This is a genomic window from Undibacterium sp. SXout7W, assembly GCF_049339385.1.
Classification (GTDB): Bacteria; Pseudomonadota; Gammaproteobacteria; order Burkholderiales; family Burkholderiaceae_D; genus Undibacterium.
In genome coordinates, this window is the sequence record NZ_JBMPPF010000017.1 from 1 (window position 1) to 12,411 (window position 12,411).

Sequence of the window (12,411 nt, forward strand, 5' to 3'; positions counted from 1 at the left end):
CGTTGTTGAATACTGATCGGCGCTTGATTTTTTAGGAGCTGTATTGCTGATGATGACTACCTATCCTGTCATGGAAATCACGACGCAGGCGGAGGTGTTGGATATGCCTATGATTCATGCTTTTTTGTCGGAACAGTCTGGCTGGGCCAGAGGAATACCGTTGGCAACGGTCAAAAAGTCACTACAACATTCATTATGTTTTGGTGGATTAATAGATGGAAAGCAAATGGCATTTGCCAGAGTGGTGACAGACCATGCCACTTTTGCCTATTTGATGGATGTGTTTGTCTTACCAGAATGGCGGCATCAAGGTCATGGCAAAACACTACTGAACAACATTCAGCAACATTACAAAATCTGCGCAGGATCATGCTGGTCAGCTCTGATGCACGTGGCTTGTATCAGAAATTCGGTTTTACAACGCCACTCAAACCGGAAACATTTATGGAAATCAACGTACCGGATATTTACCAGCAATCAATAAGCGATCAGGACTGAAAAAACATTGTCGCTATAGAGCCAAACAAGCCCCCTGTTTTTTTAGGAAATATCACTTGGCAGCGAGTTTGTTAAGTGATGCTCGTTTCGCCAGCAAAAAGTCGTTTGCCTACGCCCCTCGCTACAGCATGACGACGAAGATAGTACGGGCTTGTACGGAACGTACTTATACAGCAGACAGTCGTCATGTTCATTTCTGATCACTTAACGTGGAACCCAAGGAATGACGGCAGAGGCTTCTTTTTTTGCCTGACGTGCTGCTTTTTTTTCTTTCGGATTTAACAAGGCCTGCTTCTTGGTTTCTTTGTTGCTTTGTTGTACTTTGCTCACGATGCTACTCCTGATAGTGCTCAACAGACTGTTGAACTCAGCTCAGTATAGGCTACTAAACAATCGCTGATCATAAATATATTCCCGCGCTTTTGAGAAGCCACTGCGAACTTGATCGTACAGAAAAAAAGCCAGCAACAATGCTGGCTTTTTACGCAACTGCTCGTTTTGGCTTACTTATACACAGTCACTGGCTCAGGTGCCTGCGCCGGAACGACTGGCTGGCCACTCATACCGTTATTGCCATTCAAAGAACGATTATTTCCACGTGGCAAACCAAACTGCACCATCAACTCGTTATACGCTGCTTCTGCCAGACTGCGCGACGTTTCCTGTATGACCTTACCGCGATTGAAGACAACACGATCACCGGCACGGCTGATGATCTTGGTATCGACACCGGAACCACTGGCACTGAATGCCGCTTTGACTTCATAGGTTTTGGTGTTGATCAGACTAAAATCAGCGACCAGATCCAGCGACAGGCTGGCTGTCATTGAATTGCCGTATTGCAGTTGATTGCTTTCCTGGCGGAACTGGATATTACTGACTGTGCCAAACAACACATAATCCGCGCCGGGATACATGCCTTGTTTGATGCGACCGATGATGTCGTAAATTTTTTCCATCGGTTTTCCAACATACGGACGCGCCTGAATCAGATGCACGCCACCGCCTTTGATCATCGCGCCTTTTAAATCAGCCGTGTAGGTTTTCAATTCACCGCGGTCGATATAGGTGTAAAAACCTTCCGCTTCATAGTAGTTGCTTTCACTTTTAGCATTGATATTGCCACGTTGTGAGTAGCTGCGATCGGTTTCACGCTCGCTGTAACTGCCTTTGACGCTGCTTTTACTGCTGGCAGAAACAACATGGAAATACTCGCTGACTTTTTCTTCGTAAGTCAGATCGGTCACGGCAATTTTCGGTTCTGCTGCCAGCGCGCTGCATGCCGCTGCGGAGCAGAAAACGCCTGCCAGAATTTTTTTCATATTCAACATCTTGCGTCCTTCAGGAGCCGGTTAAAAACCGGTTAAAGATTGATCAGGGCTGATTATTTCTTCGATGTTTTACGGATTTCTTTTTCATCTTGCCATTCGATGGAACCGTCTTCGATGTCATACAGTTTCAATGTCATCTTGTAGAACACATCTTTGGTCGTGGCGTTTTGTTTGACGATAGAAACGATTTCACCTTCGAGTGAATATTTCGCTGCCGTCATGTTGCCCACTTTTGCTTTACCCTGGGATTTATACAAGCCGCTTTGATTCTGACGTTGCAACTCATCCACGCCTTGCTGCATTTCATCAGCGCTACGTGTGAATTTGACTTTTTTACTTTTCACCAAGGCTGTCTGAATCGTATTCATGATGGACTTGGTATCAATGTATTCACTGGTTTTATTGCGCACACCAGCCAGCGTCAGTGTCGGACGATTTGCCAGCGCCGGATCTTCGAGCAGGGAACCTACCATTTTTTCGGCAATCATCTGCAGATCGGTAGAACCGAATTCGTTCGTGACTGTTTCTACCGCTTTGTTATCACCGTAGCTGACCTGACGCGCAAGGCTGACTGTCGGCTGCGATAATTTAGTCTGGCAGGCAGACAGTGCGCCTGCGGCAAGTAAAAGTACGCACAAGGATTTGCTGAGAGAGGAAATTTTTTTCATGATGACTCCGTGATTCTGTTCAATATCTGTTGATCTGCTGATTGTTTATAACGTTGGCCTAGCGTGGCTCCGCACTCATTTCAATTCTGAAATCAGTTGCCTGAGGGCCGTAACCAGTACTTTTGACGATCTGGCTTTGTTTTCCCAATATCATCAGTGGCTTCCAGACTTCGCCATCGCCAACCTGCATACCTGCGGCATCCGTCCAGCGGAAGCGGTAATACACGCGGACATCCTTCACTGTCGTGTTATACATTTCTGCCTGTACCACCAGAACATCATTGCGACGCTGCGAGCGTAAATCCGTCACCTGTACGCCCTCGAGGGTGCCGCGCACCATCAACTTTGCGGCAATACCGGGAGATACGGCATTAGGTACATCTTCAGCATGAGCTGTGGCGGTAAAACAGGCAGCGACAAGGCTGGCGCTGACTAAGATTCGTGTCGATAGCAGTTTCATACATTCTCGTTTCATCAATTAGTTTTTGTAACTGTTCCGCCACCAGCATTACTGGAAGCTGGTTTGACTTTGGCAGCAGATTTTTTGGCAACGGGCTTCGTAGGTGCAGGTGGAGCTTCAGACTCTAACTGCGCCACCGGCGTGACAGCACCAAACTTTGCCAGATCACCGATATAGGTTTTTTCATGATACATACGCACTGGTACCACCATATAACGGCCATCGACTGACAGTTTGACATTTTCACCCGCACGGCCAGAGAAATTCACATCGTACTCGCCAGGCGGAATGAATGCACGTGCCACGAAGACACGTTCAGGCAGACTACGCCACATACGATCATCGGCGTTACTTTCCGTTGCAGCGACTGCCAGATTGGCGGCCAGCCCGGCCAGTGCACCGAAATTCTTATTGATCTGGTCTTGCGCCACGCCTTTGGTAATCGCACGAATCGCGGCCCTTGCCTGAATACCTGGCAATTCATCTTTCAATGCTTTACGGGCCATGACATTAAAGTCTGTCACTAATGCGGTCGGCAATACCTGATTACCGACTTTGACGCTATTAATCGACGGTGCATTCTGGTCAGGATAAATCACCGGGAAGGCAAAGGATACTGTCACCAGACCGCGTCCGGTCGGTACAGGAAAAGCAATTTTTTTCGATTGGCGTGCCGGAGAATTCCCCGCCTCAATCACAAACAAGACATCGGTCACACCTTTTTTACGGCGGAAACTGGTACGTTGATCCAGCCCTTTCAGTCCATCTTCCAGCACAGGCAAATCAGGACGCAATTCAATCGCCTTACGATAGCCAGGCGCTGCCAGACCTGGCTCATTCAGCGCTTCATACACAAACCCAGCCAGATAATGACTCAACGCATTCTGGTAACCGTTTTTCAGTTTCAGCACTTCAGGATCATTTAATGTTTCAACCGGATAGCCGTTGAGCTCCTTGCTACCTGTCGTCACACCTTTGTCCTTGGCTTCTTTTTCAGCTTCGGCAGTTTCTTTGGAACGGAATTCGGCAATCACAGCTTCACGTTCGTGCGTGCGCTTGATATCCACCCTGGCAGTATCCAGATCACCCAGATTCAGGCGGTTCATTGCCATACGCGTCGTGAGCATCACTTTTTCATAATCCTGGCCTTCGTAATCGCGGCTGGCATCACCCAGAATAGTCGCGCCGATCTGGCTCATGAGTTTTTGCGGATTACTCTTGGCGGTTTCTTCCCACTCCTTCACTTTGGCATCGGCAACATCAAATGCCTGCAAACTATCCTGATAGCGTTTGCCAATGCGCATCAGCTCGCCTTTTTCGAGATTCAGCAACAGATCATTTTTGCTGCTGCCCTGTGTCTGCGCTTCTACCTGCCGGATCGCTTCGTCAATCTGACCTGTTTTGGCAACAGCCAGAGAGGTAGCGACTTTGCTGTCATGCGTCGGCGACGTCACACAACCTGTCAGAACCAGCGCCGCGACGATGGGACTGAGTGAAAATGAAATAATGCGCATAAGTGTTTTCGATGAAGGGTGGCAGAAAGAATACTCAGACGCTGTCAGACGTTTCTGGACGTTATCTGATGAGCATCACTCAAGAGCTCGCTCATGTAAATTCGATGAGGCCTGCCAGTATATTAAAAATTTACTTTTTGGTCACTTTTTTGATATGTTTATACTATTTTTTGCGCTTAATGTGTCTCTATTCCATGTGCATCGTCCAGCCAGAGTTCAATCTGATGCATGAAATCCGGCAAATAATTTCTGTTTTTGCTACGAAGTCCATGGTCCGCATCAGGAAAAATACGGACTGTCAGATGCGGGTTCTCTGCATCTGCAAATTGTTTCTGTAAAGCATGCAGCGCCTGCACGGGAACAAGGGGGTCTGCTTCACCTGCACCGATCAGCACAGGTCGATTCCATGCCAGCAGCGCAGAGGATGGTTGCACGCGGGCTGATTCAGACCAGTAACGCCAGCTACGTCCATGTATTCGCTGAGCCTGGTCAGGCTGTGCCGCAGATAAGGCCGCAGACACAACGCGCCATCCCTCGCGCATGTGGGGATAATCTGCGGCCAGTTGACGATAAAGATTGAGCGGAGCCAGACCGCTATGTGACAGCAGCACCACGTGACTAACCGGTAATTGCAGAGCAAGCAAGGATGCCGGCTCCGCCCCTTCTGAAATCCCCATCAGCACAATGCGGGAGTGCTGATCGCGCCGCCGCTGTTGTTGCTGTTTTTGTTGCTGTTGCAGATGCAAAGCCAATTGCCGCTCGATAAATTCCCGCTGATCTGCCAGCCATTGGGACGGATGATCCGCTTCCACAAACGCATCACTGCAATGTTGCCCATCCGCCCTCGGTGCAATATAGCGCTTCTGCAAGATCAATATCCGTATCGGGAAACGCTCGCCGTCCAGCCCGGTAAAGTAGTCAGGTAAAAGCGATCCCATGCTCCGGCAACCGGCTCCGGCAATGACAAAGACAAGATGATCTGGCTGACTCATCGAATCGGCGGGTAAGGAAGGTACACGCCCCCCCACACGATCCAACGTATAAAAAATCGCCGCCCCACCATCCTGAAAACGAAACTCCTGCGCAACCGGTCGCACGACTGCTGCGATATCTGCGGCGGCATCTACCGCTGTGTCCGCAACTGCATCTACCGTGACGTCTGCCAAGGCATTCCACGAAGACAATAATGACAATAGGGCCAGAAGCAGCATCAATGCCCAATGCACTACGTCAGAAAATCGTCTACGGCGCAAATGCATCAACATAAGGAGGCAAAGTAGGAAAACACATGAGATAAAGAAATCATCGGAGTCAGCACAGTAACAAGAATCAGGGGAATCATGCAATTCGATCAACCAAATCTCTCGCGAATGATCTCGGCCGAATGATCTATGACGAATGAGCGATGAATGTACCGACAATAAGCCCACAATACACGACTCTATACGACTCACATGCCACCAACATCCACATTCATACCAGCGTGTGACGCCGGATGCACGATAGCAACCAGCATAGAATCCGCCGTAGGACGATAAAATATACTCCCTCCAGTATAAAAATCTCCGCTTTAAATATATGGTCTGCAAGGCCTATTTTGATCTATACCCCCAATAATTGAAGTGAAATTGAGTTAATTATTGCGATAATTCGCCAGACTCTGACACTGTCAAGACTGGCGCAACGCTGCAAATTGCGTATCATCTGCGCCTTCATTGCTTTTTTATTGTCTGGATTCTGGATTTATGCTGCATTCGATTGAACAAAGACTCGCCGTAGAACTCGCCGCCAAGCCGGTACAGGTGGCCGCTGCCGTTGCCTTGCTGGATGAAGGCGCGACCGTGCCGTTTATCGCCCGTTACCGTAAAGAAGTCACCGGCGGGCTTGATGATACGCAATTGCGTCTGCTCGAAGAACGTCTGCGTTATCTGCGCGAACTCGAAGACCGCCGCGCCGCCATCATCGCCTCGATCGATGAACAAGGCAAGATGACGCCAGTCTTGCTTGAGGCGATTACCCACGCCGAAGACAAAACCCGTCTCGAAGATTTATATCTGCCGTACAAACCGAAACGCCGCACCAAAGCGCAGATCGCCGTCGAAGCCGGTTTGTTGCCGCTGGCCGACGCCTTGCTGGCAGACCCGATGCTGACGCCGGAAACCAAAGCCGCCAATTATCTGAAACCCGCGTTCAGCACCGACAACGGCGACAACCCCGGCGTGCCTGACACCAAAGCCGCGCTCGATGGCGCACGTCAGATTCTGATGGAACGTTTTGCTGAAGATGCGAGCCTGTTGCAAGCGCTGCGCGAATATCTGAACGACCACGGCATCGTCGAATCTAAAGTCGTGGCAGGCAAAGAAGACGCAGGCGAAAAATTTGCCGATTATTTCGATTACTCAGAAACGCTGGGCACCATTCCATCGCACCGCGCGCTGGCCTTGTTCCGTGGTCGCCGCGAAGAAATGCTGACCGTCACTTTGCGACTCGATACCGAAGAAGAAAAACCAAAATGGGATGCGCCGCTGAACCCATGTGAAAGCCGCATCGCCGCACGTTTCGGCGTCAGTCAGAAAGATCGCCCGGCCGATAAATGGCTGGCCGATACCGTGCGCTGGGCATGGCGCGTCAAAGTCTTCATGCATCTGGAAACCGAGCTCATGGGCAAGTTGCGTGAGAATGCAGAAATTGAAGCGATCAACGTATTTGCGCGCAACCTCAAAGATTTATTGCTGGCCGCACCTGCAGGCCCACGCGCCACGATGGGTCTTGATCCCGGCTTGCGTACCGGCGTCAAAGTGGCGATTGTGGATGCGACTGGCAAGGTGATGGAACACGCCACGATTTATCCGCATCAGCCGCGCAATGACTGGGATGGTTCGCTGCACACGCTGGCGAAGCTCGCTGAAAAATATCAGGTGTCATTAATCTCGATTGGCAACGGCACCGCCTCGCGCGAAACCGACAAACTGGCGCAGGATTTAATCAAACTCAAACCAGAACTCAAGCTGACCAAAATCGTCGTCTCTGAAGCTGGCGCGTCGGTGTATTCCGCCTCAGAATTCGCGTCTAAAGAATTGCCGGATCTGGATGTGTCCATCCGTGGCGCGGTCTCGATTGCACGTCGCCTGCAAGACCCGCTGGCGGAGCTGGTGAAGATCGATCCGAAATCGATCGGCGTTGGTCAGTATCAGCATGATGTCAGCCAGACCCAGCTGGCACGTTCGCTCGATGCGGTGGTGGAAGACTGCGTGAATGCAGTCGGCGTGGATGTGAACACCGCCTCCGCGCCTTTGCTGGCACGGGTGTCCGGTTTGTCTGCCAGCGTCGCGCAAAGCATCGTCAATGTCCGCGATGCCAAAGGCATGTTCAGTTCCCGCGCCGATCTGCGCGCAGTACCGCGCCTCGGTGACAAAACCTTTGAACAAGCCGCTGGCTTTTTGCGCGTGATGAATGGCAGCAATCCGCTCGATGCGTCGGCAGTTCACCCGGAATCGTATCCGCTGGTCGAAAAAATTCTGGCCGATATCAAGAAAGATGTGAAAGGTGTCATCGGCGACAGCGGCTTATTGAAATCGCTGAACGCCGCCAAATACGCCGACGAAAAATTCGGTGTGCCGACCATCACCGACATCATCAAAGAGCTGGAAAAACCAGGCCGCGATCCGCGCCCTGAATTCACCACCGCCACCTTTAAAGACGGCGTGGAAGACATCAAAGATTTGCAGCCCGATATGATTTTAGAAGGCGTCGTCACCAACGTTGCCGCGTTTGGTGCCTTCGTCGATATCGGCGTGCATCAGGATGGTCTGGTGCATATCTCCGCGCTGTCGAACACCTTTGTCAAAGACCCGCACACCGTCGTCAAAGCCGGTCAGGTGGTGAAAGTCAAAGTCATGGAAGTCGACGTCAAACGCCAGCGTATCGCCCTCACCATGCGCCTCACCGACAGCGCACCACAGCCCGGCAGCAAACCGGAACAACGCGGCGACCGCAACGACGCCAAACGCCTGGGCCAGCACCAGCAACAACGCAAACAAGAAGCCGCCCCGGCAGGCAACGCAATGGCAGCCGCGTTTGCGAAATTACGCGGTTGAGATTAAAAATTCTGCGAAAGAAAACGCAGCAGTAACATAACTAAACACCCTGGTTTTTACCGGGGTGTTTTTTTGTTATCTTGTCACCGCAAGCAAATACGAAGCACCATTCAAGCCCCCTATTCCCGGTAAATGACGCAGACCAGAACAAGGCAAACGAATTGAGGAGAATGAGCATTCATGACAGGCTCCTGTTGTTATACTGCACATTCAATCAGTATAAAGAAAAAAACCCATACCAAATAAGGACTTGCAACGCACTGGAACTTGTTGCTTATTTATCATCTATCTGTTATTTTGCCATTTTGCACTTTAAAACAAGTTAGGGGTCTTGATATGTACTCCGAAATCACCGCTGCTATTCAGAGCACCAAGACGGCTATCGAGCTTGTCAAAGCCGCTCACGGGCTTTCCAATTACAGTGAGCTTCTTACCGCTGTCACTGCTGTTCAGATAAAGCTCACGGACGCCATCGCTTCTGAGTTGGCGAGCCAAGAGAAGCAAGCGGCGCTCGCCGAACGGGTGCGCGAACTTGAAAAGCAAATAGCAGAGATCGAGGACTGGAAGAGTCAAATTCAACGCTATGCGCTTTTTCAGTTTCCCGCTACCAACGCACTCGCTTACGCTTTGAAGGCGGGAAGCGAGTGCGGCGAGCCAATGCACTATCTTTGTACAGCCTGCGTGGATAAGAAAAAGAAAACCACATTGCAGCCACACGGACGCTTTCTTCATTGTCCGGAATGCAAGACAGACATTGCTACTGAAAAGTCCAAGCCAATAAATTATGGTGGTCGGGGTAGTTCGTAGATGACGGCCTGACCCCCAACCCGGCAGTCGAGCGGACCTGCGCAAAAAGCCGCGCAGCAAGCGTAGGGTGCGTTACACGCACCAATTTTTTACCCCCTCACCGTAAATCAATTTATGAATGTCCATACATTACTTAAGACAAAAAGACTTTTTTATACCAATGATTAAAAAGAACGGCAGCTAATTACATTAATATTTCAGCTTTATTATCATTTTTTTTACCGCTGACGCGGTGCCTAAAACGCGCTCTATGCTTACAACATATGTCTTTGATAATCGGTCAAAAGGTTAAGCTTATTTCTACCGGAGAAGTGGGCGTCGTTATTTACACGTGGAAAAATGAACACGGAGACGTTGACACTTATGTGGCATTCTTTGGCGAGGCGTTTCCCGATGGGCAGCCGACCAGTAGACCTTACATTCTCCGTTACTACGAAAGTAGCTTGGAGGCACTTGAGTGAGGTTTTTTATGCACCAATATGTTCGCAACCTCACGTGCGTTTTAATCCAGCAAACGTAGGGTGCGTTCCACGCACCCTTTTTTGAAACTCCTCTCCGTTAATTAACCGAATATCGGATTTTTAGTGTCATTGTTCATCTGAATAAGACGTACTGTCACAATTTGGAACAGCCCTTTTTTGCGCATTTTTTGCCTGTTCTAAAACGATACAACTGTGACAGTGCATTTGATTCTTCTGCACGCATTCCTCATCGTATTTTTAAAAATCCCACTCTGAAACCTGGTGAAAGCCAAGGATTTTGTTGAGTTGGCACGCCGATTGCAAATCAGAGCATGTGCAACATGCACCTGATTTTATTTCGGCATATTCAACAAGCATTCATCCGGAGACAGCATCATGAACTTGACAGATATCAGCAAATTTGGCCTCAGCAATCCATACAAACAACGCTATGACAACTTTATTGGCGGCAAATTTGTTCCGCCGGTCAACGGCAATTATTTTGAAAATCTGAGCCCGATTTTTGGCCAGGCTTTCTGTGAAGTGGCTCGCTCAACAGCGGAAGACATAGAACTGGCGCTGGATGCAGCGCATGCAGCTAAAGCAAGCTGGGGTAAGACATCGCAAACAGAACGCGCCAATATCCTGAATAAAATCGCAGATCGTCTGGAAGCCAATCTGGCGACACTAGCAACCGCTGAATCGATTGATAACGGTAAACCTATTCGCGAAACCATGGCAGCGGATATTCCGCTGGCGATTGATCATTTCCGTTATTTCGCAGGTTGCATCCGCGCACAAGAAGGTTCTGTTGCACAGATCGACTCCGAAACTTACGCCTACCATTTCCATGAGCCACTCGGCGTTGTTGGTCAGATTATTCCGTGGAATTTCCCGATTCTGATGGCAGTCTGGAAAATGGCGCCAGCATTGGCTGCTGGTAACTGTATCGTGCTGAAACCAGCTGAACAAACACCGGCATCGATCATGGTGCTGGTCGAATTGATTCAGGATTTGTTACCGCCTGGCGTGTTGAACATTGTGAATGGCTTTGGTCTGGAAGCCGGTAAGCCATTAGCATCCAGCAAGCGTATCGCTAAAATTGCGTTCACAGGTGAAACCGGTACTGGCCGCCTGATCATGCAATACGCGTCACAAAATCTGATTCCTGTCACGCTGGAACTGGGTGGTAAATCACCGAATATTTTCTTTGCGGATGTGATGGATCAGGACGATGCTTTCTTCGATAAGTGTCTGGAAGGTTTTGCGATGTTCGCGCTGAATCAGGGTGAAGTCTGTACGTGCCCATCCCGCGTGTTGATTCAGGAATCGATTTATGAGCGCTTTATTGAGCGTGCAATCAAGCGTGTTGCCGCGATCAAGCAAGGTCACCCACTCGACAGTTCAACCATGATTGGAGCACAGGCTTCTCAGGAACAACTGGAAAAGATTTTGTCGTATCTGGACATCGGCAAACAGGAAGGTGCGGAATGCCTGCTGGGCGGAGCACGTCAACAGCAATCCGGCGAACTGGAAGGCGGTTACTACATTCAGCCGACTATTTTCAAAGGCCATAACAAGATGCGCATCTTCCAGGAAGAAATCTTTGGCCCGGTTGTGTCTGTCACTACCTTCAAAGATGAAGCCGAAGCACTGGAAATTGCCAATGATACGTTGTACGGCCTTGGCGCTGGCTTGTGGACTCGTGACGGCTCCCGCGCTTTCCGCGTAGGTCGTGGCATACAAGCCGGTCGTGTCTGGACGAACTGCTATCACCTGTATCCTGCTCACGCAGCATTTGGCGGCTACAAACAATCCGGTATCGGTCGTGAAAATCATAAGATGATGCTGGATCACTACCAACAAACTAAAAATTTGCTGGTCAGCTATAGCCCGAATGCTCTCGGATTCTTCTGAGAACGTGTTCACGATCTGTAGCGAGAGGGAGTCAGTGGGCGCTCAACAGCGCGGAAACACCGGAATGTACTCAAGTACATGAGGATATTGAGCACTGTTGAGTACCCAATCACGCCCTCGCAGTAAGATCGTGAACGCGTTCTAAGCCGGTCAGCACTTTATATCTGCTGAATCAGTCATATACTGGGATGCAGGGTGTATGCCCCGCATCCCAGTTTTTTCAGAAATGGAATTCATCATGACAGCAGTATCTGTACCAAGAGTGATCGCCACACCCGCTACGCTGGAAATGTTGACCAACTTACGTCAACAATATGGCTCTCTGATGTTTTTTCAATCCGGTGGTTGTTGTGATGGCAGTTCGCCGCTGTGCTATGCGCAAGGAGATTTTCAGGTCAGCGCTGAAGATGTGTATATGGGCGACCTGGATGGAACACCGTTTTATATGGGGCACGATCAATTCGAATACTGGAAACATACGCAACTCATTATTGATGTTGTCAACGGTATGGGAGGTATGTTTTCTCTGGACAACGGCACAGGAAAACGCTTTCTGACCCGATCGCGTCTCTTTACCGATGAAGAGAACAGCTTGCTTGAAGAAGCGGATTTACAACGCAGTCGCCCGATGGCCCGCTGATTACGGGATTTTCGCTTG

General features: G+C 49.7%; 11 protein-coding genes. 5 read left to right on the top strand and 6 right to left on the bottom strand.

Translation table 11 applies throughout. The annotated features are described in order from the left end of the window. The first annotated feature begins 49 nt into the window (after window positions 1–49). The gene (locus tag ACO0LB_RS15255; RefSeq protein ID WP_423050551.1) at window positions 50–484 is read left to right on the top strand and encodes a GNAT family N-acetyltransferase; all 435 of its coding nucleotides are present in this window, start codon (window positions 50–52) and stop codon (window positions 482–484) included. 218 nt (window positions 485–702) lie between these two features. Here the strand turns inward: ACO0LB_RS15255 and ACO0LB_RS15260 are convergent, their stop codons facing one another. From ACO0LB_RS15260 to ACO0LB_RS15285, 6 genes are all read right to left on the bottom strand, one after another. Further along, entirely contained in the window at window positions 703–828 is a 126-nt protein-coding gene (locus ACO0LB_RS15260) for a hypothetical protein (RefSeq protein WP_423050553.1), read from the bottom strand. Between the two features lie 173 nt (window positions 829–1,001). After that, a complete protein-coding gene (locus ACO0LB_RS15265; RefSeq protein ID WP_423050555.1) occupies window positions 1,002–1,829 on the bottom strand; it encodes a hypothetical protein in 828 nt (275 codons plus the stop codon). A gap of 53 nt (window positions 1,830–1,882) precedes the next feature. Continuing rightward, complete coding sequence (gene lpoB / locus ACO0LB_RS15270; RefSeq protein WP_423050557.1) at window positions 1,883–2,497, bottom strand: penicillin-binding protein activator LpoB; 615 nt, start codon at window positions 2,495–2,497, stop codon at window positions 1,883–1,885. Between the two features lie 58 nt (window positions 2,498–2,555). Next, on the bottom strand, window positions 2,556–2,957 hold the full coding sequence (locus ACO0LB_RS15275; protein ID WP_423050559.1) for a YcfL family protein: 402 nt from the start codon (window positions 2,955–2,957) through the stop codon (window positions 2,556–2,558). 14 nt (window positions 2,958–2,971) lie between these two features. Beyond that, on the bottom strand, window positions 2,972–4,471 hold the full coding sequence (locus ACO0LB_RS15280) for a COG3014 family protein (RefSeq protein ID WP_423050561.1): 1,500 nt from the start codon (window positions 4,469–4,471) through the stop codon (window positions 2,972–2,974). A gap of 176 nt (window positions 4,472–4,647) precedes the next feature. After that, window positions 4,648–5,682, bottom strand: coding sequence for a dienelactone hydrolase family protein (locus ACO0LB_RS15285; RefSeq protein WP_423050563.1), 1,035 nt, complete (start codon window positions 5,680–5,682; stop codon window positions 4,648–4,650). Between the two features lie 534 nt (window positions 5,683–6,216). On the opposite strand from ACO0LB_RS15285, the gene ACO0LB_RS15290 reads away from it, so the two are divergent. The 4 genes from ACO0LB_RS15290 to ACO0LB_RS15305 all read left to right on the top strand — a co-directional run bounded on the left by ACO0LB_RS15290 (window position 6,217) and on the right by ACO0LB_RS15305 (window position 12,393). Further along, the gene (locus tag ACO0LB_RS15290) at window positions 6,217–8,568 is read left to right on the top strand and encodes a Tex family protein (RefSeq protein ID WP_423050565.1); all 2,352 of its coding nucleotides are present in this window, start codon (window positions 6,217–6,219) and stop codon (window positions 8,566–8,568) included. Between the two features lie 336 nt (window positions 8,569–8,904). Then, complete coding sequence (locus ACO0LB_RS15295) at window positions 8,905–9,375, top strand: hypothetical protein (RefSeq protein WP_423050567.1); 471 nt, start codon at window positions 8,905–8,907, stop codon at window positions 9,373–9,375. 857 nt (window positions 9,376–10,232) lie between these two features. Continuing rightward, window positions 10,233–11,753 (top strand): aldehyde dehydrogenase, encoded by a 1,521-nt coding sequence (gene adh / locus ACO0LB_RS15300; RefSeq protein ID WP_423050569.1) that lies wholly within the window; start codon window positions 10,233–10,235, stop codon window positions 11,751–11,753. Window positions 11,754–11,991: 238 nt separating this feature from the next. After that, window positions 11,992–12,393: a DUF779 domain-containing protein gene (locus ACO0LB_RS15305; RefSeq protein WP_423050571.1), complete on the top strand. Its 402-nt coding sequence runs from the start codon at window positions 11,992–11,994 to the stop codon at window positions 12,391–12,393. Window positions 12,394–12,411: the final 18 nt, after the last annotated feature.

Bases quoted from the DNA above. Each gene is read 5' to 3' on its own strand.
- ACO0LB_RS15255 (WP_423050551.1), top strand. From the start codon at position 50: ATGATGACTACCTATCCTGTCATGGAAATCACGACGCAGGCGGAGGTG.
- ACO0LB_RS15265 (WP_423050555.1), bottom strand. From the start codon at position 1,829: ATGTTGAATATGAAAAAAATTCTGGCAGGCGTTTTCTGCTCCGCAGCG.
- lpoB (WP_423050557.1), bottom strand. From the start codon at position 2,497: ATGAAAAAAATTTCCTCTCTCAGCAAATCCTTGTGCGTACTTTTACTT.
- ACO0LB_RS15275 (WP_423050559.1), bottom strand. From the start codon at position 2,957: ATGAAACTGCTATCGACACGAATCTTAGTCAGCGCCAGCCTTGTCGCT.
- ACO0LB_RS15280 (WP_423050561.1), bottom strand. From the start codon at position 4,471: ATGCGCATTATTTCATTTTCACTCAGTCCCATCGTCGCGGCGCTGGTT.
- ACO0LB_RS15285 (WP_423050563.1), bottom strand. From the start codon at position 5,682: ATGCTGCTTCTGGCCCTATTGTCATTATTGTCTTCGTGGAATGCCTTG.
- ACO0LB_RS15290 (WP_423050565.1), top strand. From the start codon at position 6,217: ATGCTGCATTCGATTGAACAAAGACTCGCCGTAGAACTCGCCGCCAAG.
- ACO0LB_RS15295 (WP_423050567.1), top strand. From the start codon at position 8,905: ATGTACTCCGAAATCACCGCTGCTATTCAGAGCACCAAGACGGCTATC.
- adh (WP_423050569.1), top strand. From the start codon at position 10,233: ATGAACTTGACAGATATCAGCAAATTTGGCCTCAGCAATCCATACAAA.
- ACO0LB_RS15305 (WP_423050571.1), top strand. From the start codon at position 11,992: ATGACAGCAGTATCTGTACCAAGAGTGATCGCCACACCCGCTACGCTG.